The 21,689-nt window shown below is 64.4% G+C and carries 21 protein-coding genes; 13 read left to right on the top strand and 8 right to left on the bottom strand.

All coding sequences use genetic code 11. From position 1 onward, the window contains the following. Nucleotides 1-56: 56 nt before the first annotated feature. From QE381_RS11095 to QE381_RS11060, 8 genes are all read left to right on the top strand, one after another. The gene (locus tag QE381_RS11095) at nucleotides 57-1,370 is read left to right on the top strand and encodes an ABC transporter substrate-binding protein (RefSeq protein WP_307218163.1); all 1,314 of its coding nucleotides are present in this window, start codon (nucleotides 57-59) and stop codon (nucleotides 1,368-1,370) included. A 318-nt stretch (nucleotides 1,371-1,688) separates the two neighbouring features. Next, nucleotides 1,689-2,450 (top strand): carbohydrate ABC transporter permease, encoded by a 762-nt coding sequence (locus QE381_RS11090; protein ID WP_373426937.1) that lies wholly within the window; start codon nucleotides 1,689-1,691, stop codon nucleotides 2,448-2,450. After that, nucleotides 2,447-3,373 carry a carbohydrate ABC transporter permease gene (locus QE381_RS11085; RefSeq protein WP_307218159.1) on the top strand — a complete coding sequence of 309 codons (927 nt, stop codon included), beginning with the start codon at nucleotides 2,447-2,449 and terminating at the stop codon, nucleotides 3,371-3,373. Before QE381_RS11090 ends, QE381_RS11085 begins: the two co-directional genes overlap by 4 nt. An 82-nt stretch (nucleotides 3,374-3,455) precedes the next feature. Further along, the gene (locus QE381_RS11080; RefSeq protein ID WP_307218157.1) at nucleotides 3,456-4,847 is read left to right on the top strand and encodes a glycoside hydrolase family 32 protein; all 1,392 of its coding nucleotides are present in this window, start codon (nucleotides 3,456-3,458) and stop codon (nucleotides 4,845-4,847) included. A 7-nt stretch (nucleotides 4,848-4,854) separates the two neighbouring features. Further along, entirely contained in the window at nucleotides 4,855-5,202 is a 348-nt protein-coding gene (locus QE381_RS11075) for a DUF6194 family protein (RefSeq protein WP_307218155.1), read from the top strand. Further along, nucleotides 5,199-5,732, top strand: a complete 534-nt coding sequence (locus QE381_RS11070) for a putative immunity protein (protein WP_307218153.1) — start codon at nucleotides 5,199-5,201, stop codon at nucleotides 5,730-5,732. The genes QE381_RS11075 and QE381_RS11070 overlap by 4 nt, the downstream gene beginning before the upstream one ends. 337 nt (nucleotides 5,733-6,069) lie before the next feature. Continuing rightward, nucleotides 6,070-6,591, top strand: a complete 522-nt coding sequence (locus QE381_RS11065; RefSeq protein ID WP_307218151.1) for a PadR family transcriptional regulator — start codon at nucleotides 6,070-6,072, stop codon at nucleotides 6,589-6,591. Next, nucleotides 6,584-7,657, top strand: a complete 1,074-nt coding sequence (locus tag QE381_RS11060) for a BtrH N-terminal domain-containing protein (RefSeq protein WP_307218149.1) — start codon at nucleotides 6,584-6,586, stop codon at nucleotides 7,655-7,657. The genes QE381_RS11065 and QE381_RS11060 overlap by 8 nt, the downstream gene beginning before the upstream one ends. A gap of 232 nt (nucleotides 7,658-7,889) precedes the next feature. On the opposite strand, the gene QE381_RS11055 is transcribed toward QE381_RS11060, so the two are convergent. Together QE381_RS11055 and QE381_RS11050 are read right to left on the bottom strand one after the other, a co-directional pair. Continuing rightward, nucleotides 7,890-8,195: an N-acetyltransferase gene (locus QE381_RS11055; protein ID WP_307218147.1), complete on the bottom strand. Its 306-nt coding sequence runs from the start codon at nucleotides 8,193-8,195 to the stop codon at nucleotides 7,890-7,892. A gap of 213 nt (nucleotides 8,196-8,408) precedes the next feature. After that, nucleotides 8,409-8,834 carry a heme-binding protein gene (locus QE381_RS11050; protein ID WP_307218145.1) on the bottom strand — a complete coding sequence of 142 codons (426 nt, stop codon included), beginning with the start codon at nucleotides 8,832-8,834 and terminating at the stop codon, nucleotides 8,409-8,411. Nucleotides 8,835-8,989: 155 nt separating this feature from the next. Between QE381_RS11050 and QE381_RS11045 the strand changes: the two genes are divergently transcribed. From QE381_RS11045 to QE381_RS11035, 3 genes are all read left to right on the top strand, one after another. After that, nucleotides 8,990-9,412, top strand: a complete 423-nt coding sequence (locus tag QE381_RS11045; RefSeq protein ID WP_307218144.1) for a helix-turn-helix domain-containing protein — start codon at nucleotides 8,990-8,992, stop codon at nucleotides 9,410-9,412. A 122-nt stretch (nucleotides 9,413-9,534) separates the two neighbouring features. Next, nucleotides 9,535-10,560, top strand: coding sequence for a zinc-binding alcohol dehydrogenase family protein (locus tag QE381_RS11040; protein ID WP_307218142.1), 1,026 nt, complete (start codon nucleotides 9,535-9,537; stop codon nucleotides 10,558-10,560). A gap of 877 nt (nucleotides 10,561-11,437) precedes the next feature. Further along, entirely contained in the window at nucleotides 11,438-11,908 is a 471-nt protein-coding gene (locus QE381_RS11035) for a GNAT family N-acetyltransferase (protein ID WP_307218141.1), read from the top strand. Nucleotides 11,909-12,098: 190 nt separating this feature from the next. Here QE381_RS11035 and QE381_RS11030 read toward each other — a convergent pair whose 3' ends face one another. After that, complete coding sequence (locus tag QE381_RS11030) at nucleotides 12,099-12,962, bottom strand: LysR family transcriptional regulator (RefSeq protein ID WP_307218140.1); 864 nt, start codon at nucleotides 12,960-12,962, stop codon at nucleotides 12,099-12,101. 138 nt (nucleotides 12,963-13,100) lie between these two features. On the opposite strand from QE381_RS11030, the gene QE381_RS11025 reads away from it, so the two are divergent. Next, nucleotides 13,101-13,934 (top strand): GDSL-type esterase/lipase family protein, encoded by an 834-nt coding sequence (locus QE381_RS11025; RefSeq protein WP_307218138.1) that lies wholly within the window; start codon nucleotides 13,101-13,103, stop codon nucleotides 13,932-13,934. Continuing rightward, nucleotides 13,931-14,782 carry an NmrA family NAD(P)-binding protein gene (locus QE381_RS11020; protein WP_307218136.1) on the top strand — a complete coding sequence of 284 codons (852 nt, stop codon included), beginning with the start codon at nucleotides 13,931-13,933 and terminating at the stop codon, nucleotides 14,780-14,782. The genes QE381_RS11025 and QE381_RS11020 overlap by 4 nt, the downstream gene beginning before the upstream one ends. 425 nt (nucleotides 14,783-15,207) lie before the next feature. Here the strand turns inward: QE381_RS11020 and QE381_RS11015 are convergent, their stop codons facing one another. From QE381_RS11015 to QE381_RS10995, 5 genes are all read right to left on the bottom strand, one after another. Then, nucleotides 15,208-16,074 (bottom strand): hypothetical protein, encoded by an 867-nt coding sequence (locus QE381_RS11015; protein ID WP_307218134.1) that lies wholly within the window; start codon nucleotides 16,072-16,074, stop codon nucleotides 15,208-15,210. A 115-nt stretch (nucleotides 16,075-16,189) separates the two neighbouring features. Continuing rightward, nucleotides 16,190-16,615, bottom strand: coding sequence for a hypothetical protein (locus QE381_RS11010; RefSeq protein ID WP_307218132.1), 426 nt, complete (start codon nucleotides 16,613-16,615; stop codon nucleotides 16,190-16,192). A gap of 603 nt (nucleotides 16,616-17,218) precedes the next feature. Continuing rightward, on the bottom strand, nucleotides 17,219-18,991 hold the full coding sequence (locus tag QE381_RS11005; protein ID WP_307218130.1) for an SAVED domain-containing protein: 1,773 nt from the start codon (nucleotides 18,989-18,991) through the stop codon (nucleotides 17,219-17,221). Continuing rightward, complete coding sequence (locus QE381_RS11000; protein WP_307218129.1) at nucleotides 18,988-20,451, bottom strand: ThiF family adenylyltransferase; 1,464 nt, start codon at nucleotides 20,449-20,451, stop codon at nucleotides 18,988-18,990. Before QE381_RS11000 ends, QE381_RS11005 begins: the two co-directional genes overlap by 4 nt. Beyond that, nucleotides 20,448-21,455 carry a nucleotidyltransferase gene (locus QE381_RS10995; RefSeq protein WP_307218128.1) on the bottom strand — a complete coding sequence of 336 codons (1,008 nt, stop codon included), beginning with the start codon at nucleotides 21,453-21,455 and terminating at the stop codon, nucleotides 20,448-20,450. Before QE381_RS10995 ends, QE381_RS11000 begins: the two co-directional genes overlap by 4 nt. Nucleotides 21,456-21,689: the final 234 nt, after the last annotated feature.

The raw sequence follows: 21,689 nt of genomic DNA, 5'->3' as shown, positions 1-21,689 counted from the left end.
CACGCCTCAAAACGATTTGGGTCCGTGCCCTTACATCGGAGTAGAGGAGAGAATCAATGAAGCTTCGAAGCAGTCTCGGCGCCGTGGCGACACTTGCCCTGGGGGCGGTGGTTCTCGCGGGCTGCAGCTCGTCGACACCGAACGACCAGACATCGGGGTCGACGGTCACCATCATGGGCGCCTTCACCGACGCGCAGGCGACGGCATTCCAGGCGGACCTCGATGCGTGGTCCAAGAAGAGCGGGGTCACGGCGAAGTACGAACCGAGCTCCGACTTCCAGACCGCGATCATCGCGCGCGCCGCAGCTGGGAACCCGCCCGACATCGCGATCTACCCGCAGCCGGGCGTGCTCAAGAGCCAGATCAACCAGCTTTACCCGCTCGAAGACATCGGGGTGGATGTCGCGGCCATCACAGCCGACGAAGCGAACGGACTGGGGACCATAGCCCAGAACGACGGGAAGACCTATGGCCTCCCGTACTCCATCAACGTGAAGTCGCTCGTTTGGTACAACCCGAGCGCCTTCGCCGCGGCAGGCTTGTCGGTACCCACGACGGACGCCGAGATGACCGCGCTCGAGAAGAAGATCGTCGACCAGGGCCTCGGGTACCCGTGGTGCGTGGGGCTCGAGTCGGGTGGCGCGACCGGCTGGCCCGCCACCGACTGGCTCGAGGAGTACGTGCTTCGCTACGGCGGGCTCGACGAGTACGACAGCTGGATCGCGGGCGACGTGAAGTTCAACAGCAGCCTGGTCACCAAGGCGGGCGACAAGGTCGCCGCCGAGCTGCTCGCCCCTGGGCAGATCAACGGTGGCGGTCCCGCTGCGGCCACCACCTCGTTCCAGACGGCGGGCAACCAGCTCTTCGTCGACGGCAAGGCCAACGGCCAGTGCTTCATGATGCGTCAGGGATCGTTCGTGGCCGACTTCTTCCCCGACAGCGTCAAGGCGCAGATCGCGAAGGGCGACCTGAGCAACATCGACTTCTTCCAGCTGCCCTCGCCGGAAGGAACGGACAATGCCATGCTCGGCGGCGGTGACCTCGTCGGCGCGTTCAGTAAGACCGAGGCGACCAAGAAGGTTGTCGAGTACCTGACCGGCAAGGACTTCGGCACGAACGGTTATGCGGGTCAGGCGATCTTTCTCTCCCCACACGGAACGTTCGATACCAGCGCCTACACGACCCAGTTCCAACGGAAGGCACAGGAGCTCCTCAAGGAGGCGAAGGTGTTCGGTTTCGACGCGTCGGACCAGATGCCGGGCGAAGTCGGGGCCGGAACGGAGTGGACGCAGCTGACCAGCTGGTTCGCCGGGCAGACCACGATGGCGGACGCCTTCACCGCGATCGACGCGTCCTGGCCGAAGCGATAGTGACGCCGGGGCGGGCCACCGAGAGACGGTCGGCGGCCCGCCCCGGGTCGGCTCCATAAACCCACGACCATCTAGGGGGTGCCCTCATGGCAATCGTCAGCGCGCTCGCGTCCGTGACCATCGGTCTCGGCGTCTCATTTCTCATCTTCTGGCTGCTCAACTGGGCGATCGGTCGCGCGCCCCGGCGATGGCGGCCCCGACTCATTCCTTACGTGTTCCTCACCCCGGGGATCCTGCTTGTGGCGGTGTTCCTGCTCTATCCGGCCATCCGCACGATCGTCGAGAGCTTCACGAGGGCCAGCCAACGGCGCGGCGAGGGTGCGTCGTTCGCGGGACTCGACAACTACATCGATCTCTTCGCGAGCCCCAGCTTCATCGGAACCTTGGTCAACAACGTTCTCTGGGTGCTGGTCGTGCCGGCGGGCGCCGTCGTGGGAAGGTCTCATCGTCGCCGCACTCACCAACCGTCTGGGGCGAAAACGCGAGGCGACGTTCAAGGCGATGATCTTTCTCCCGATGGCGATCTCCGGAGTGGCGGCCGCCGCCACGTGGAGATTTGTCTACGACTACAAAGCTCCCGGCCTGCCGCAGACCGGGATGCTCAACGCACTCTGGACAGCTGGCGGCGCCGATCCGGTGCCATGGATGACCGTGGATGCCGGTCGGCTCAACAGCTTCCTCCTCATGGTGATCGCGATCTGGCTGCAGGTCGGGTTCGCTATGGTCCTCCTGTCGGGCGCCATCAAGGGCGTGCCAGAAGAGACGATCGAGGCGGGGCGCCTCGATGGCGCCAGCGAACGCCGCATCTTCCTGACGATCATCGCTCCGCAGATTCGAGGAACGATCCTCGCCGTGTTCGTGACGATCGTGATCTTCGTGATGAAGATCTTCGACATCATCTACGCGATGACCGGCGGCCAGTACGACACGAGCGTCCTCGCGGTCGAGTTCTACAACCAGATGTTCAGCTTCCAGAACCCCGGCAAGGCGGCCGCCGTGGTCGTCGTGCTGATGATCGCGATCGTGCCGCTGATCGCATACCAGATCCGTAGCTACCGGGCACAGGAGGAACTCCGATGACCGAGACCCCGGCAATCCGCGACTCCCGCCCACACACGAGGAGCGCTCGAAGCGCCGTCCGTGGAACGACCGCGACGCGCTCGCACCCTGCCCTCACCGTCGTGACGGGGAGCATCGCCGTCTCGTGGCTGCTTCCGCTGCTGGGCATTCTCGTGACGAGCTTCCGCTCCAAAGCGGACGTCGACGCCACCGGATGGTGGAGCGCCCTCGCACACCCGCTCGGACAGTCCTGGACGTTTGACAACTTCTCACAGGCTTGGGATTCGCTCGACGTGGGCACGTCGCTGTGGAACACCGTCGCGGTAGCGATTCCGGCAACGGTGCTGCCGATCCTCGTGGCCGCGATGGCGGCCTACGCGTTCACATTCTTCAGCTTCCCAGGCAAAGAGGTCTACTTCGCCATCGTCTTGGGCCTCATGGTCGTTCCGATCCAGCTGGCGATCATACCCGTGCTTCAGTTGTTCGTCTGGTTTGGCAACATCACCGGCATCCAGATCGTCGGTGAGTACCCAGCGGCATGGATCGTACACGCGACCTTCGCATTGCCGCTGGCGATCTACATCTTCCGCAACTACATGTCGACGCTGCCGAACTCTCTCATCGAGGCGGCGCGCGTGGACGGAGCGAGCCACTTCCAGATCTTCTGGCGGCTCGTGGTCCCACTGTCCGTGCCGGCACTCGCGTCGTTCGCGATCTTCCAGTTTCTGTGGGTATGGAACGACTTCCTGGTCGCGGCGATCTTCATACAGTCCGGACCGCACGCCGTGCTCACACAGGGACTCTACGGACTCCTGGGCCAGTACGGACAGGGGTGGCCGCGAGTGGCCGCCGGCTCGTTTATCACTCTCGTCGTCCCGCTCGCCCTCTTCTTCGCGCTGCAGCGCTACTTCGTGCGCGGCCTGACCGCAGGCTCGGTGAAGTAGCTGCCGCGGCACGACATCACTCCCCGCCATACACGACATCACCTCGGATGCCGTCGCCTCGCGCGACAGGAATGGAATCACCGTGAACGCCGTCAGACCGTGCGCCATCCCCGCCGTCCGAACACGGCCCGTCGCACACCTCACCGCCCACGACACATGGTTGAACGACCCGAACGGACTGGTCTACGTCGACGGGGTGTACCACGCGTACTACCAGAACAACCCGCTCGGCACCGCATGGGGCAACATGTCGTGGGGCCACGCGACCTCGACGAATCTGACCGATTGGACCGAGCACGAAACAGCGATCCTCTTCACCGAGGACGAGCAGATCTTCTCGGGCAGCGTGGTGGTCGACAAGGCCAACACGGCCGGCTTCGCCGGAGCGGGCCAAGTTGCACTCGTCGCGATCTACACGAGCGTGCGCTCAGGGGATGTCGGTCGGAGCGAACGACAGGCACAGGCTCTTGCGTACAGTCTCGATGGAGGGATGCGGTGGACGAAGTACCCGCACAATCCGGTGCTCGACGTCGGGTCGGACGCCTTCCGCGACCCAAAGGTCTTTTGGCACGGCGACACCCAAGCCGGACGATGGGTCATGGTGGCGGTGGAGGCAACCGACCACCGCGTCGTCCTCTACACGTCAACGGACCTGATCCATTGGGAGTTCGCATCCGACTTCGGTCCCGCCCACGCATGCGGCGGAGTGTGGGAATGCCCCGACCTCTTCCCGCTCGTGGTCGACGGGTCACGGGAGACCAAGTGGGTCCTCGTCGTGAGCCTCAACCCCGGAGGGATCGCAGGGGGATCGGGCACGCAGTATTTCATCGGCGACTTCGACGGCCGCACGTTCGTGCCGGACCGACTGTCAACCAGCGCCAGCCTCGAGACATTCGACTGGCTCGACTACGGCCCCGACTACTACGCGGCCGTATCGTTCAGCAACGTTCCGGAGGATCGACGCCTGACGCTCGGCTGGATGAACAACTGGGAGTACGCCGAAGCCACTCCAACCTTTCCCTGGCGCTCGGCGCTGACACTGGTGCGCGAGCTCTCGATGTCAGGTTCGCCGGGCAGCTACGTCCTTCGACAGCGCCCCGTCCTGCCATCACACATCGACGGTCTCACCATCGTCCGCCTTCGGGTGTCGACTGAGTCCACGTCACACAGCGTCGTCGAGATCGGCGACGGGGATGCCGCGGCGCTTACCTTCACCTTCGACGGCCGCGCACGCCAGATCCGCATCGTACGAACCGACGCCCATGGCGGCGACTTCCGTGCGGGCTTCGCAAGACAGTACGACGCGCCACTGCCGCGCGGGCAGAACGGTCTAACGGACGTGCTCTTCGTGATCGACGCGACCTCCGTCGAGGTGTTCGTGGATGACGGGGCCGTCACGTTGACACAGCAGATTTTCCCGAGAGCGCCTCTCACGCACGTCGCGGTCGATGGCGACGCGAACGTTCACGGTTAAGGCGTGCGTGTCGAACGCACGCCTTAGCGCGAAACCGGCGGACCGCACGCTCGTGGGGATCGCTGCTCGGATCGTGACGAAGAACTATCCCGACGACCCGGAATCGAGACTCGACGAGCCTGGCCGGTTTCGCGTCAACATCCACGTCGGCGGCGACCGCGCACCACAGATCGTGGATGACGAGGCGAGCGCTGCTGATCCCGACGTGTTCGTTTGGCACCCGCTATACGGTGGGGCCGGATGGGTGTCGGTGGTGAACCCGGCAGAGTCGACGTCGGAGAAAGTCATCTCGCTGTTGCACGACGCGCACGAAGCAGCGCGAGCTCGCGCCTCACGTCGTTCCGGCACGTCGTGACGGGGTCACCGCAGGCACTGAGCGCGAGCGACCGGCGGGCCGTGGCGGGGTGGGCAGCGGACTGCGCCGAACGAGTCCTCGCGATCTTCGAGGCGGAGTCGCCGACCGATCCGCGGCCGCGAGACGCGATCGCTCGCACCCGCGCCTTCGCGCGGGGAGAACTGGATGCCGCTGGCGAGATCCGCCGCCGTTTCGTTGCGGGACGCGCGGCACAGGTCGTCACGACCCCGGCGGCCATCGCGGCCGCGCGCGCAGCGGCGCAGGCCGCCGGCGTGGCCCACATGGGCGCCCATGCACTCGGGGCCGCCGCGTATGCGGCCGAGGCTGCGGGACTGTCCAGACCCGACCAGGTCGACGCGATCCGCAACGAGATCCATTGGCAGCTTCGACAGCTGAGCCCGGAAGCCAAGGCAGCGTTGCGACAGCTGCCACTCCTCGGCGAAGACACGGCCGGCCCGCTCGGACCCGGGCTCCTCAGTCGAGGCATTCTCGCGACCAACATCCGCGCCATCCAAGCGGGCCTGGCGTAGCCGCGTTCTTCACCGACGTCACGACGGAAACAGCCGCGGGGTTCGGACACGACGTTCCACATGCGGCGATGTGCCAAGCCCACCGTCGCTCTGAAGCGCTCTTCGGCGGGCTCACGCGAGGAGGACGGACCAAGAGACGCGCGGCTGCCGCTGGTGCGGGTCCGGCGGAAAGTCGATATGGACACAGATCGGTTCCGGTGAGAAATGTCCCCTATGACTGTTCAATCGGTCGCGGGATGCTCGAAGAGGCGCGAAGCGTGAGGCTCACCTTCACTCGTTCGGACTCGGCGCTGGGAGCGTCACCGCCACCAGACTATTCTGGCGCTAGAATACCCTGGTGTTGACTCCTGCTGAACTGACTGTGCTGGGTTTGATCGTTGAGCAACCACGGCACGGTTACGACCTGGAACAGGTGATCAAGGAACGGGGCATACGGCAGTGGACAGATATCGGCTTCTCATCGATCTACTACGTGCTCGGCAAGCTGGAGCAGCGCCACTTCATCGAGGCTGCCGAGGGCCGTTCTGGCGGGAAGTCTCGGCGGGTGTTCCACGCCACGACGGAGGGGCGTCAGATCGCAGCAGATGAAGCAGTTGCGGTCATCGCTGATCTTCAGGCGGTGCCGCATCCGGTCCTGGTCGGACTGGCCAACCTGACGCTGGTGACGGAGCACGCCTACGACGAGGCACTTCGCAGCAGGCTGGCTCAGCTCGAGGCCAGGATCGCATCGGTCAAGGAAGCCGAGCGGTCGCAAGCCCCCCTCCCGCGCCCCGCGCGGGAGGTCTTCTCCTACTCCCTCAGCCTCCTGGAGGCGGAAAGGTCGTGGCTCGCCGGACGAGTCCAGGTATCCGATGAGTGATGAGCCCAGGCCTGTGGGGCCCCACAAGACGACCATCGACAGCGTCTCCACGGCCGGCGGCGCGCACTGCGAGACGACCGCGCTCGGCGTGCTCCTGAGCTCGACCGGACTCGACCTTTCTGAACCGATGCTCTTCGGGCTGGGGAGCGGGCTGTCCTTCATCTACTGGGACTCGAAGCAGCAGGGGCTGCCCTTCCTCGGCGGAAGGGTGAAGCCCTTCCACCTCACCCAGAACCTGGCCCAAAGGCTGGGGCTCGAACTGCGCGTGCAGGAGACCACCTCACCACGAAAGGCCTGGGATCGGGTCCGATCCTCCATCGACGATGGGATCCCGGTAGGGCTGCAGCTCGACAGCCATGACCTGGAGTACTTCGGATCGCGCGTGCACTTCGCCGGTCACATCGTCGCCATGTACGGCTACGACGCCGAGCGGGCATATCTCGTCGACACCGCACAGCAGGGCGGAGCGGTGTCCACCAGCTTGGAGAGCCTGGCGAGAGCACGAGCGGCACGCGGCCCGATGTCAGCCCGCCACCGGTCATTCACCGTGAAGGTGACGGCATCGAACCCGGATGACGGGCAGGTCGTCTCGGCGATCGTTCCCGCGATAACGTCGTGCGCCCAGGACTTCCTCGCGCCGCCGATCGCCAACCTCGGCAGTCGAGGAATCAGCACAGCCGCTGAGCGGGTGCGGACGTGGTTTGATCGAGTCGAGGACCCCGAGCGCGACCTCGCCGTCATCGCCATGCTGATGGAACGCGGGGGCACCGGAGGCGCACTGTTTCGCAACCTGTATCGAGACTTCCTGACGGAGTGCCGGGGACTTCTCGAAGGTGTACCGGGGACCGACCTCGTGGAGCAGGGACGAGATCTCTTCGCCGAGTCCGCACTGCTCTGGACGAGCGTCGCCGACCTCATCGAGAAGGCGGGAGTGACGGGCAGCCCGGACAATCTGACCGAAGCGAGTCAGCTGCTTGATGACATCGCGACGATCGAGACCTCCGCGATGACTGCCCTCAGCTCCCTGACGAAGTCGACGTCAGACCCCTCCTTACGGCGCTCCTAACCGCGTCTGTCGTATTCGGTCGGCGGCGCCTTCTCGAAGCGATTGCGGTCCTGACTACGTCAAGGCGCCTCGTCTGTGGTGGAGTGCTGCGCTGGTCGCGCACGTGGCAGACATGTCAAAAGTGTCATCTCCGGACAAGTTCTGTGGATTCCGCCGACAGATGTCCGGATTGGGCCGGGTCTAATGGGGTAGGTGTGCCAGGATCTCCGCCCCGATTCCGGCGAGAGATGTCTCAACCGGGGCACCGCGTAGCCGCCGCCTGTGGAGCTCGGGTGCGGACGGATCGCTCTTGCGTCCTCTGGCGGCTGCTCGTCTTTTGCAGGTAGACCAGCTCGACTCCTGGGTGGAGGGTTACCTGGCGAGCGCGGGAGTACCCCTCTCGCTCGTATAGGCGGATGTTGGCTTGGCTCAGGTGTCCGGTGAACAGCTCGAAGTGTTGCGCGCCGCTCGTGCGTTCCGCCTCGCGGAGGAGAGTTGTTCCAATGCCACGACCTTGCAGGTCGGGAGCAACGACAAGACGGCCGATGTGTGCGGGCATCGGCCTTCGTGAACGTGTCGAACGTGAACCGCTCGCGGGTGAGGACGGTGGCGATGTCGGGCTGGGTTCGGGAGATGAGAGTGACCATGTTCAGGAGTCCTTTCTGGGTTGGCTCGGAGGCGCGCGCGGCTACGCGCAGGGTGTTGAAGGGAGAGGGGCGGCTTGGCGCCGGGTGATGTTGCACCCGGCGCCAAGCCATCAGGGTGCTGAAGGTCACTCGGCAGCGGCGCGCGCAGCAGCCGCAACCTCGTGATCCTGCTCAGGTGAGGCGCCGCCGGCGCCGATGGCGCCGATGACGGTACCGTCCGCGTTGGTGATCGGCACCCCTCCAGCGACGAACGCATAGTCCGCGTAACGGGTGCCGAGCGCGAACAGCGGCCCACCTGGGCTGACTGCGGCTTGGAGATCCCGAGTGGGCTGCGCGAAATGGGCGGCGGTGATCGCCTTGGCGTAGCTGGTGCCGATGGACGCGAGAGCGGCCCCGTCGTCCTTGACCTGAGCGACGAGATTGCCTCCACCGTCCACGACGGCGATGGTGAACGGGATGCCGAGTTCCGCGGCCTTCGCAAACCCGGCGTCGAGAGCTGCATGAGCTTGCGCCCGCGTGAGAGAGACCGGCGAGATGATCGGTGTTGCCATGAGGGAAATGCGCTCCTGTTGATGAGGTGGGAAAGCACCGGCGCGGAGTGCGCCGGTGCTGATCAGAAGGTAGGTTTGCGAACATACTTACCCGCAAGGGCTGTTACTTCCTCAAGGGAATTCACGTGTGATTCCTGCGATCTCCAAGGAGATTCATGTCCCTGCATGACGGGCTGCGGCTGGCAGAGATGACCGAAACACGCGGCGATGTGTACTCGGCGGACTGCCCGTGCCGGGACCTGCTTGACGTGGTCGCGAACAAGTGGTCGGCTCTTGCGATCGGCGCGCTCGAGGACGGTCCCGTGCGGTTTGGAGCACTGCAGCGACGTCTTGAAGGCGTCTCACCGAAGGTCCTCACCGCGACGTTGCGCCGTTTGGAGGGTTTCGGGCTCGTCCATCGCGAAGTGATCCCGGCTGTGCCTTTGCACGTGGAGTACACGCTCACGGACGCAGGGCGCAGCGCGATCCGACCTGTTTTCGCGCTACGGGAGTGGGCAGAGTGCAACTACCAGCTCGCCAAGGCCCAGGCTGGGACCGACGCAGCTACAGCTCCTGATGACCGCGCAGCAGGCCGCTGACTTCCCCCACGCCTTTCCTCCGGGTAACTAACCCCCCTTGCGGGTAACCGCATCCCAATCGATACCGTCACCTTCAATGTGCCCGCGCTCGCTGAGCCACCACGGAACGGAGACGAAAACTCATGGCGGAGAATGCTCAGTCGATCCCCGCAGTCATCAACCGGGCAGGCGGCCCCGTGGATGCTCCCGACAGTCTCATAGATGCCAAGATCCCTTCCCCGCCCGCACCCGGCGGAAGGGATCTGCTCGTTGAGGTACGAGCGGTGTCGGTGAACCCAGTGGATGTGAAGGTGCGCGCGTCTGGCAATCGTGCCGGCAAGGACCGGGTACTCGGCTGGGATGCTTCCGGCATCGTCCTCGCGGCAGGCGATGAAGCGACTCTCTTCCGCCCGGGCGACGAGGTCTACTACGCCGGCAGCCTCGAGCGGTCTGGCAGCTACGCCTCACAGCAACTCGTCGACGAACGTATCGTCGGCGCCAAGCCCGCGACCCTCACCCATGCAGAGACGGCGGCCCTACCGTTGACCGCTATCACCGCGTGGGAAGCACTGTTCGACAAGCTCCGCCTGACCGCCGACACCACGGGCACTCTCCTTGTCCTCGGCGCAGCGGGTGGCGTCGGATCGATCCTCATCCAGCTCGCCAAGGCTCTCACCGGCGTCAAGGTGATTGCGACAGCATCCCGGGCAGAGTCGCGCGCGTGGGCGGAACATCTCGGCGCCGACGTCGTCGTCGACCACACGGACCCGGACCTTGCCCGCAGCATCCTGAAGATCGCGCCGGGCGGAGTGGACTTCGCGTTCACCTCGCAAAGCAAGGGGCGTATCCCTCTGTTCACGAACGTCCTCCGCCCCTTTGGGCAGATCGTTGCCATCGATGACGAGCGTGACCTCGACTTCTATGCACTCAAGGACAAGGCCATCTCCTGGCACTGGGAGTTCATGTTCGCCCGCCCTCGCCACGGCTGGGACCTCGAAGCCCAGCACCACCTCCTGAACCGCGTCGCCGAGCTGATCGACGCCGGACGCATCCGCACCACACTCACTCAGACCCTCGCCCCCCTGAATGCGACGAGCCTTCGCGAAGCGCATGCTCTGGTCGAGACCGGGCACGCGACGGGCAAGATCGTCGTCGCCGAGAGCAGCTGAGCGAGAGCACTCGCGCTGGCAGGCGAACGGCGGGAACGGCCCGACCACTCGCATCGTGGGACTCTCGCCGGCTCCGTGCGGCCGTGCTAGCGCGAGTGCCGTGCCCAGCCTCCAGAGGGACAGCCACACCGCGGGTGCGAGAGAACCTACGACCGCAAGACCGGCCGCCACCGCCGAGCGAGGCCGACGTCGAGCGTCGAGCTCGCGGAGGGCGCTGACCGGCGGCGAGCGCCCTCCCTCATTCGAGGTCGGGCGCTCGCGTCTTCGGTTCGCTCCGGCGTGTCAACAGGCACCACAGAATCCGACAAAGAAGTGACCTCCGCCGAGCCACTTTCAACGGTTCTGGAGCTGGAGACATACCCGTAGAAGTCGCCCGCTGACGGCCACTGGCGCGGAGTTCGAGCACATCCGCGTCGCAAACGAGCACGGATAGCCGTCTGCTCCCTCAAGACAAACATATCGCGGTCGGATGAGGGTCCGCTTGGCGACCCGAAATGTCCATATGGACACGTAGTGGACATTTCATCTGCGAAATAGACAACTTCGAAAAAACCTACAACGATGTAGATTCCAGCCGAAGGTGTCCCGGATAGGCGGGTTGGGCGCCCCTAAATGTCCACGATCGGCGCGCGATTCCGAGGAGACATGTCCCAATCGGGGCACACGTAACAGTGCTCGAGGACTTGAGTGCAGACCGATCGGTTTCGGACCGATAGTCGACGCCGGCGTGCCGCGCCGATAGCCTTCTGCCCATGCGTCGAATGACTTCAACCTGGTGGCCGCGATAGCGGCCTTCGACGTACTTCGTTCCCGGCTGCTCGACAGCCGGGACATTCCGGGACAACTGACGCGCAGCCCCACCCACGAGAGGCCGCACATGTCCCAGACCACCCCTTTCATCGCGCGTCCGCTTTCCGTGTCCGATGCGGGAGAACTCCTGACCTTGCAGCGGGCGGCTTACGCCTCGGAGGCGCAGATCTACCGCGACCCCTTCTTGCCCGCGCTCACGCAGACACTCGACGAACTGCGCCGTGAGCTTGCTGCTCCTGGTCTGGGCATCCGTGATGACGGCCGACTGATTGGCGCGGTTCGCTGGACGGTCGACGGTGACACCGCACACATCGGCCGTCTTGTCGTTGCTCCCGACCTGCAAGGTCGTGGCATTGGAACAACTCTCCTCCGCGAGGCGGAACGCACGAGCGGCGCGCAACACTTCGAGCTGTTCACCGGACACCTGAGCCAAGCCAACATCCGCCTATACGAGCGAGAGGGGTACTCCCGCGCTCGCCAGGTAACCCTCCACCCAGGAGTCGAGCTGGTCTACCTGCAAAAGACGAGCAACCGTTAAAGGGCAAAATCGATCGGTTCGGTGCCGCTGGACGCCCCGAGACATTTAGGACGAGAAATTGACATCTTGCGTGGGAATTTACAACTTCGTGTAAGTGCCGCGGGCAGATGTCACATATCAGGTCGTTTCCCGGGGTAAATGTCTCTGGGTTGCGGCTCGGGTTCCGGCGAGAAGTGTCCAACCTGGCGCATCAGCCGGCCGCCGCGGCGGCGGGCCGGAGTTGTGTCGCGGCACGAATGAATCCGGCAAGGGCGCGAGACGTGCTGTGCGGGGGCCACGCTACGACGGTCGTGACCGGCGGCGCGTCCGAGACGGGAACGGCTGCGTGGCCGTCGTGAAGCTGCGCCCGGATTGACTCGGGTGCGACAGCGCAGGCCCGCCCGAGCGCGATCAGTTGGAGTAGTTGTGTGTGGTCGCGCACTTGTGGTCCAGGACCGTCTTGGTAACTGCCGTCGGGTTCTGGCCAGCGCGGTAGCGGCAGTTCCTTTAGTGAGTCGACGTCCGCCATCGAGATGTGAGGCTGGCGGGCGAACCGGTGGCCAGCGGGAAGGATCAGTACTTGTTCCTCGGTATGCAAGTCTTCGGTGTCGAATCCGGCCGTTTCGTCGTATGGCCGGTGCAGCAGGGCAACGTCCGCACGTCCGGTGCGCAGCAGCGCTTCCGGCTGCCCCGGCCCTACTAGCGTCACCTCGATCGCGGCAGCCCCGGGCATCGCGGCGTAAGCATCGAGCAGGCTTGTGAGCAGTTCGCTGGATGCCCCCGCTTTAGCCGCCAACACGAGCGCGGGTCGATCACTCGCAGCCCGGCGAGTACGGACCTCGGCGGCTTCGACCGCGTCGAGCGCGAGACGGGCCTCGCGAAGCAGCACCGTTCCTGCGGCGGTCAATGAGACGGCACGGGCAGTGCGGTGCAGCAGAACGACCCCCAGTCGTCGTTCGAGTTGCTGGATCGCACGCGACAGCGGTGGCTGCGCGATCATCAGTCGCTGCGCCGCCCGCCCGAAGTGCAGTTCCTCGGCGACGGCAACGAAGTACCTCAACTCACGGGTCTCCACCGTGCCAGCGTATCCCTTCTGACCTGCATAAATACCCCCGCGGTATCGCTCAGCACCTCATCGGTCTTGGACGGTGTCCGTTACCCGACCAGAGGATGAAGACAACATCACCGAGCAGATCGAGGACACGAGCCACCCATGACGAACGAACAAGTCCGCTGGATGTTGAAGGTCATTCAACCCGAGCGGACCCTTGCCTCTCTTCCCGGGGGTGCCGCGATGGATCAGAGTGCCCATGCCTCTCTCCTCGGCCTCTCCGAAGAGGTCTATGCGACCGAACTCGGTCGCATGCGCGAGGAGGCCTCAGATGCGGCGGCGGAGCTGCTGGCCGATCCTGCCGTTGCTGCCATGGTCGACCGCCTTCCCCTCGAGCAGGGCGCGAAAGTCGTGGCGTTTGGGGACAGCTTGACCTCCGACCCGCAGTCGTGGGCGGTGATCCTGAGGGAGGTGTTGGCGAAGCGTCGCGGTAGCGACGACATCGCCCTGACCATCAACGCGGTTGCGGGAGAGACCACGACCCAGGGACTCGTGCGCATCTCGGGAGCAATCGACGCGCAACCCGACTGGGTGATCTTCCTCTTCGGCACCAACGACGCCCGCACTCAGGGTCCGAGCCCGACCAAGACGCTAGTCCACCATGAGGAGACCGAGCGGAACATCGCTGAACTGCGACACCGTATATCCAGCGAGACTTCTGCTGCAACCATCTGGGTCACTCCGCCGGCTATCGATGAAGCGAAAGTGGCTAATCACTGGGGCCTTGCGAGATTTGGGGTGCGCTATCGAAACGAGGACCTGGCAAGGGTCGCAACGATCATTCGGGAGAGCGGCGAGCCCGTCGTTGACGCGGCTGACTTGCTGGGGACAGCCCCTGACTCGGAAGTACTGATCGGGGACGGACTGCATCTCACGGTCGAAGGCCAGAAGCGGGTGGCACTCGAAGTAATCCGCCGGTGGAGCAACCTCGCGTGAGGAACCTCGTCTTCGGCGCCACGGGCAACATCGGCTCCCGGGTAGCACACGGTCTCATTGATGCCGGCTCGCGCCCTGCGATCTTCGCTCGCGACCCCAGCAGAGCACGAGACCTCTTCGGTGATCGCGTCGACATGCACACAGGGGATCTCGAAACGCCGGACAGCTCGCTTGCCGCAGCGCTCGACGGCGTAGACGGAATCTTTCTACTGACGGATGGGCCGAACCTCGGAGTCCAGGATCGAGCTGTTTCCGACGCAGCGCTTACGGCCGGCGTCCAGCACATCGTCAAGCTCTCCACGCTGGACGTCCTCACCGGAGTAGGCACGGGGCCCTGGCACGCGGCAGGAGAGGCGGCTGTCCGGGCGAGCGGAGTCCCATTCACGTTCATTCGGGCTGCCGGATTCATGTCCAACGCATTGAGTTGGTCGTACTCGATCCGCAACGAGGGAATCCTGCGATCGTCAACTGGTGAAGGCAAGATCGCCTTCATACACCCCAACGACATCGCTGCCGTCGCAATAACGACTCTTCTCACACGCGAGCCTCGCGACCAGGCGCTTGTGATTACGGGCCCCGAAGCGCTGTCGTACAGGGATATGGCGGCCATCATCGCGCGGAGGATCGGCAGGTCAATCGGCTTCGAGGAGATTTCCGACGAACAGGCGTACGCCCGCGCGGTCGGATGGGCCGGAGAAGGCCCCTACGTCGACGCTCTTATCGACATCTGGCGCGCCGTGCGTGAGGGTCGGGTCGCCACAGTGACAGATGGGGTACAACAGGTCATCGGTCGAGAACCGATCTCCTTCGCCCAGTGGGCCGCCGAGAACGCCGCATCGTTCCAGTAGGTGAGCCAAGGCCTGCGCGGGGTGCGCTACGCGGCAGACATGTCAAAGACGTCATCTCTGGACAAGTTGGCTGGGAATTGGACATAATCAGCCGGAATTTACACGACTGTAGGAACCGCTAAGAGATGTCCAGCCGCCCACACCATAAAGCCGTTGACAGAGGCGAAATGTCCACCCCCGGGTCCAGGTCGCGTGCCTTGAAATGTCCGCCGGGCATCAAGTCGACCGGTCGGCGTCGGATTTAGCCGGGCAAGCCACGACATCTGAACGAACGGGTGCGCCTACCTGCTAGTCTGCATACACGGGGGTCGGAGATAGACTCCGCTGCTTCAAGACCAGCGATCCCCACAGAACTAGGTCGACCCGGGTTCGAGTCCCGGCCCAGCCCAGCTGGCGTAGCTCAATAGGACAGAGCCCCTACGTTTCTAGTCCATCCAGCGAGCCCGACTCCACATGCCAAGCTCGCGAGATGCCACCTCGAGCGACGCTTCCGTGATTGCCAAACGTGCGTAATTCTGCCGGCTGTAGCCGAGCAGTGAGCGTCGCCAGCCCGAGGAGTTCTTGGGCTTACGTGTTTGATCCGCAAAGTCGGTCACTACCACCTTCGCCCACTCTGCATCCGTCAAGCTGTCGGACAGAGTCTCGTTGATCGCGCGCCCCAACCGCTTCGTGACTGCAAACGCGGTGAAAATCAGTTCAGCACTCAAGACGACCGAACCACCCTGCACGATCGATTCCGGGCTGGCCCCAAGGTTGATCCCTGCCCATCCTGCCCGAGCGTTCGCCCCCATGGCCGCAATGAGATCGGTGAGATCAGAGCTGGCTTCGCCTCCAGCATGCGTTATGCAGTTACGAAGTTCTCTCAGCACATGAAAGGACTGCATCCACTCCGCAGGCTCAGCTGCTCCGCATGTCTCGAACAGGATGGTGTGCATGTTCCACGCGCGAATCTGCTTCCCATGAGTCGTCAGCGAGCGGCCATTGGACTTGAGTAGCTGAAGCGCGCCTGTGACGTAGTCCTCGTGAGTTGCAAGTGCGTACGGAATCGCGACAGACGCGAGGTGGTGATCCGCGTCGAGCAGGAACGACCTAGCGTCATCACTACGCAAGTTGAAGCGAGAGATGTGCTCGACCGCTGGGAATACGTCCTTCAACGTGTGGGACGAACCAGCCGTCAATTGGAGAGTATGAGCGGCCAAGCGCGCTCCCGCCAGGAGAGCCGTCATGGCGTCGTTGACTTCGACGCGGCTCCTGACGTAGCTCCTGTATGCGGGATACAAAGTCTCAGACACGGTTCATGCTTAGCAGTCCGCACTCGACGACACCGTTTATGCGAGCAGGCCGCACTGGCGGAAGTGTCCAAGGGCCCTCGGCAAGCGGGCCAAATAAACGCGGGCAATGCACCGGCTATGCAGTCGTAGCGTCCTCGCCACCCGTCGTGCTGTCGCTCGAGGCCGAGCGGCGGGCGCGGTAATCGTCAAGATCGATGACACCGACAGGCGTGTCGATGGTGGTCGCGGATACATCGGCAGCGGCAACCGGGAAAGCGACTTCTCCGGTCGTGGTCGGTTCGGCGGCCGTCTTGCGCGAACCTCGCCCAACCCGGCTGGCCACCCATCGGCCGAAGCGCTGCACGTCCTCCTTGCCACGCGCATCCCAGTACTCCTGAGCGATGGGCGCGACTACTTCGCGCAGGACCCACAGGATGCCATCCGCGGTTTGCTGTGCGCGGCGATCGTATGCCGCCTGATCCTCCGCTTCGTCGCGCCGAGTCCGAGCCTCGCTCTCGCGATTGAGCCAAGCATCGAACTCGCGGCCGTCGAGTGCTGGCATCCCACTACCCCTACAGCGGTGACTCGCATGGGACCGACCGGCACACGACGCACCGACCACGAGCGAATGACGGAGTGCCACTACTACACGGCCACACGCACTCACGCGATCACGGGCCGCGCGGCCACGAGTTCCACGTCGGCGTCGATGCCCACGACTTCACTCCCATCCGTCTCTCCGTCATCGACGAGTGGCTCCGCGGACTCCCCTGCGTCAAGAACCACCAGCCGCGGGATCAGACATAACGTTCTACATGCGTCGACGTGCCGCGCGCGCCCTAACCGTGAAGCCCCGCCCACATGAGAGAGGTCGGACCACGAGACGACCCGCTGCCGGTGGTTCAGGTCCAGCGAGAACGTCGCCGTGATCTGAAACCGAAATCTGCTTGCATGTTTGTTGAAAATTGCTTGCACTTTTGGCGCAATAGTCTTCGAAGATTAACGTTGATGCGATCCCCGATCCCGGCAGAATTACTCTCGAGGGCAACAAGCAGCTCGATCTGCTCTACCGGTGGCTCGCGCGGCGGGGCCGAGCACGTCACTGTCCGAAGTTGCGGAACGGCTCGGGAGCGGAGGTCGCGCGCGAGTCTGCTCAGTTTCGACGTCAGAGGAGTACTGAGGTGATCGGACCGCCAGCGACACCGGGCTCGAGGGTGATCGCTGGCCGGTAGCGGGGGCCGCTGATCGTGTCGCCGTCCCATTCGTAGGCGATGGTGCGGAGTGTGTTCAGGTACCGCCCGACAAGCACGGCCATGGGGAAGGGCCCGTGGAAGGCGAGATGCACTTCGGCTCGCCCGTGATCTGCGGACACACGCTTGATGTGCTGGGCCACGGCTTGGCTGAGGCGGCCCGCTTCCTGCGGATCGATCCGATTGGAGTTCGTGACGGAGACGATCTGTACGCTGGCGAACCCATCGGCGGACTCGCGCACGAGGCGCTCGAACGCGGTGAGGTCTGGGTCTGAGGTGAGCGTTACGAAGACTGCGACTCTGTTCGCCGCGTTGCTTGGCTGAGCGACCTCGATGGGGAGCGCCTCCACGTTGAGTTCGGTGACACCCGGATCGTTGCTCGCGGGTGAGGACTCCCATGCGTTGTTCTGCACATCGAGTACCGCGACGTTGCCGACTTTGGTTTCAGGCAATGCGGCTCCGAGCGCGAGTCCGATCGAGAGGTGTGCGCCGCCGGAGATCTGCACGCGCTTCGCGCCCGCTGCGAACACGGCGTCGCCCGTGAGCGGGAGCGTCCGCGAAAGCAGTTCGAGGCCGTCGTGCGCCGGGAGCCGTCCTTCGTTGGCCTCCTTGATCCGAATGTGAAGGTCGTCGTCGTCGGCATCTACGGCGAACGGGGCAGGGCGGCTTTGAACGCGAATGGTGAAGTCCCGGTCCGCAGCGCGGATCTCAGGTCGGCGTCGTTCGATACGGTGCATCAGGAGATCGCGAACGATTTCGAGCTCACCTGCGGGATCGAGCACGTTGGCCTGCTTCTTGTCGGCGAGCGTTCGTGCCGGTGCGAGTCGCAGCAGTCGGTCGGGGGCGTCGTAGTCGCATTTTGATTCGCTTCCCGGTCGTGCGATCTTGTTGGCGATGCACAGGCTGAACGCGGCGTACTCGTCGAGCATGAGCAGCCGGGGGAGTTCGCGTTCGCGGACGATCTCGCTGTCGACGATGTCGGGAGTCACGACGAGCACTCCTGCCGAAAGCCCCTCGGTGAGCGCCTGCTCGAGCCGGTCGGTAGTCGTCCCTGGTCTCAGGTCGACGCGGTCTCTCCACACGACGAGACCCGCCGCTCTGAGCAAGTTCTCCAACGACTCCGCTTGCGGGGTCCCGTCGGACTGGCGGTAGGAGATGAACACGGGCCCATCACTGCGTACTGCGCCATCGGGAAGCGGGCCTAGCTGACTGAATCGTGGCGGGGGGATGGTCACATGCGCGTCTCGCGTGACGACTCGGCCGAGTCGCTGACGTTGTGCGATCAGGCCGAAGTACGCGCCAGTGTCGCCGGGCGTGAACACGAGGAGCGCGACGGGTCCGTCAGCGGCTTTGGCGGCGGCGCGCATTGCGTTGCGGTCGATTGTGCTCGGGCCCGACAGTGCGGGATGGCTGTGCCACTCTCCGACGTAGCCGATCGGGTCGTCCTCTGCTCTATCCGAGAGGAACTCTGCGAGCCGTTCATTCGCCCCAACGTCGTCGCGGACGTAACGGTCCTTTGTCGCGCCACCGCCATCAACCACGAGAGCGTGAGTGACCACGACGTTGCCCATCTCGCGGTACCCGAGGAGGATGCCGCCGGTTTCAAGGGGTAGCCGTTTCGCGGTCTCGGATGCGATCGTCTCGTGCGCGTCAGCACGCACGTTGACGCTCGGAGCGGATCGAGTCATTGGGCAGTCCTTGCTAGGTCGACGAGGTTTCGTACTTCCCCTGAGGAGTGGACGGGACTTTCGGTGAGGAGACCGATGACGTGACGGACGGTCGCAGATGCCGCCTCGACCGCGACGTGGGGTGGTGTTGGCGAGATCGGGCTGCCGCATCCGACTTCGAACGCTGCGGCCGGCCGCTGGACGACGTCGACGCTCGAGCTCGGAAGCGGGTCGGCGCCCTCGAGTGGCGGGAGTACGTCGACGCGGTAGGTGGCGCCGTCGTTCTGAATCGAGGCAGAGATGATCCGTTTCCGCGCGGACCTGGCCGCGATATGCAGGAGCGCGGTCGTGGCGAAGTCGGCGCTGGTATCCACGACGAGATCGTGACTCGTCAGAAGCTCCATGGCGACGTCACCGGACGAGACAGCATCGTCGAGCTCTTCAATGCCGTCTGCGGCGATCTCATGCCGGACGATGAGATGTCGTCTGACCGCGGTGACTTTCGACAACCCGACCATCTCCGGCCCGACGAGGTGGCGGATGACGTTGCCAGGCATGACGATGTCGTCGTCAACAAGCGTCAAGTGGCGCACGCCGGCGCGCACGAGCAGATCGGCTGTGAAGGAGCCAAGCGCGCCGACACCGACGATCGCGATCCGAGCTTCGTGGAGCAGAGGCGCAGCTGCACCTGCGCGGGCCGTCTTCGCCGCGGTGGTGTCGGCTGCTGCGCGGAGGCGCCGGACGGCAGTGCCCCCATCCTTCGTCGGCCATACTTCGAGGACGATCGCACCGTCATGGATGCCGCGACGGTAGATGAGCACCACGATGTCGACGAGGTGGTTTCGGATCCGCCGGTCGAGGTCCACGTCGGGGGCGATGCGAACCGCCACGTCCTGCCAGGATCTCGGTGGAACGTCTATGTCGCCGAGATCGGCGACATAGCCAAAACGGTCCTTACTGTGCCTGGAGGCCTTCGGCGGGCGGGTGCCGCTTCCGATCCGCATCGTGTTATTGCTACTGGGGCGGAATCGCACGAAGCCGTTCGGGTACCCGGCGAGGTCGTCGTAGAGATAAAGGCGCCCGTCTTCAGATGCGCGGAAGTATCGCTCGAGATCCAGATCGGGCCGATCATTGGGCCACCCGGCATCCGCCTGCTCGAACCACGCGGTCACGTGCTCCAGGAAGGCCGACGCTTCTGTCCACCACAGGTCGTCGTGGTCGTCTTCCGCGACCAAACAGAGCGCGCCGTCCAGCTCTCGATGCCACGACCAGGCGACGCTGTCTGGGTCGACGGGAACGACGCGTGGCGGGTGGAACGGAAAACGGGCGCGAAACGAGATCACGACCTCTGTCGACCCGTCCGGATGTGCGATCGTGCCTCGCCACCCGGTTTCGCCTTCGACGAAGCCCCCGCGAATCAAGCCTTCTTCGAAGTGCTGACGGGAGTAGGCGACGTACTCGTCGTACTCGGCGATCGTCAACCGAAGGTCCTGCTTCCCGCCGGCACGGTCCGTTCACCAGCGGAGATAGCGAACTCCCGTTTCGACCCGTCGTCGTTAAAGCCTGGCGGCATCGGAAAGACGGTGTCGTCGTCGCCGTTCTTGCCGAGCAGCTTCTGGAACGCGAGGGCAGCTTTGCCCTCGTCCTCCTCCTGGAGCGCGTCCTGTGCGTCGGCGGCGGCGGCGATGAAGCGACTCCGAGCTGCCTCCAGTTCGTCTTCGGTCGCGCGGATGCGGATGGTGTGCCCGGGGAGTGTGGGGTCGCTAATCGCGATGCCGTATGTGACGAAGTTCTCGACAATCTTTCTCACCTCCTCGAGCGCCGACACGTAATACTCCGCGTGATCACTGCCCGTCACCAGACCCGAGGCGAAGGCCTGGTAGGTCGCGACCTCGAAGAAGAAACCCCCCGGCTTCTTCCTGCCGAGGAGCGCGCGCCTCGTCTGGCGAAGCAGCTTCACCGTCGGGACGTAAAAGCCGTCGTGCGCGGTGTTCATCGCCGTCGACAGCGATGTCAGCGATTCGGGGTTGGTGCGCACCCACTGGTTGTCGTCGCCCTTCTGCGGGATCTCCCACGTCTCGCCATCCCAATACGGACGCGCGGGAACGGCATCGACGTAGAGGTCGTAGTCGGGGAACGAGACCTGCAGACTTCGATCCTGTCGCTTGGTCCGCTGACGGCCGTCGTCATCACGCCCGAACTCGGCATGGAGAACGGTGAAGAACCGGTCGAGGATCTCCTTCGAGGTGACGTCGCTAGGCAGATCGGGGAGACGGACGAACACGTCAACGTCCTTCACCCGTTTGATCGACGTGCTTCGCTTGTAGGAACCGATTAACACCGGGTTCACTCCGTACTCGGAGAGCTTGACGTCAGCCAGGAGAGCTTCGCGGACTAACCGATGCGCCTCCGGTGCATTGGCTTTGTCGTCGCCAGGCTCGATGGAACTCAACGCATCCTTGAACTGCTGCTTCAGGTGAGCCATCGGGGCGTACTCCGCTTTCGGTCGGGCTTTTCTATCGAGTGTACGAAGGGGGTCCGACATCGCCGTCCGATGCTCGGGGACGCCAGCCTTCTCGAACTCACCGAGTGCACGGCTGTCCCGCGGGGCGTCGATTCGCCCTCGACGCGGCCGCCAAGATCGACCGACGGCGCCCTGCTAGAAGTCCGTGTTGTCTGCCTTGACCTCCTCGTACATGCCGTGACCGACGTAGCGGTT

The organism is Microbacterium sp. SORGH_AS_0888 (genome assembly GCF_030818905.1).
Classification (GTDB): Bacteria; Actinomycetota; Actinomycetes; order Actinomycetales; family Microbacteriaceae; genus Microbacterium.
This window is presented reverse-complemented; position numbering and strand designations above follow the sequence as displayed.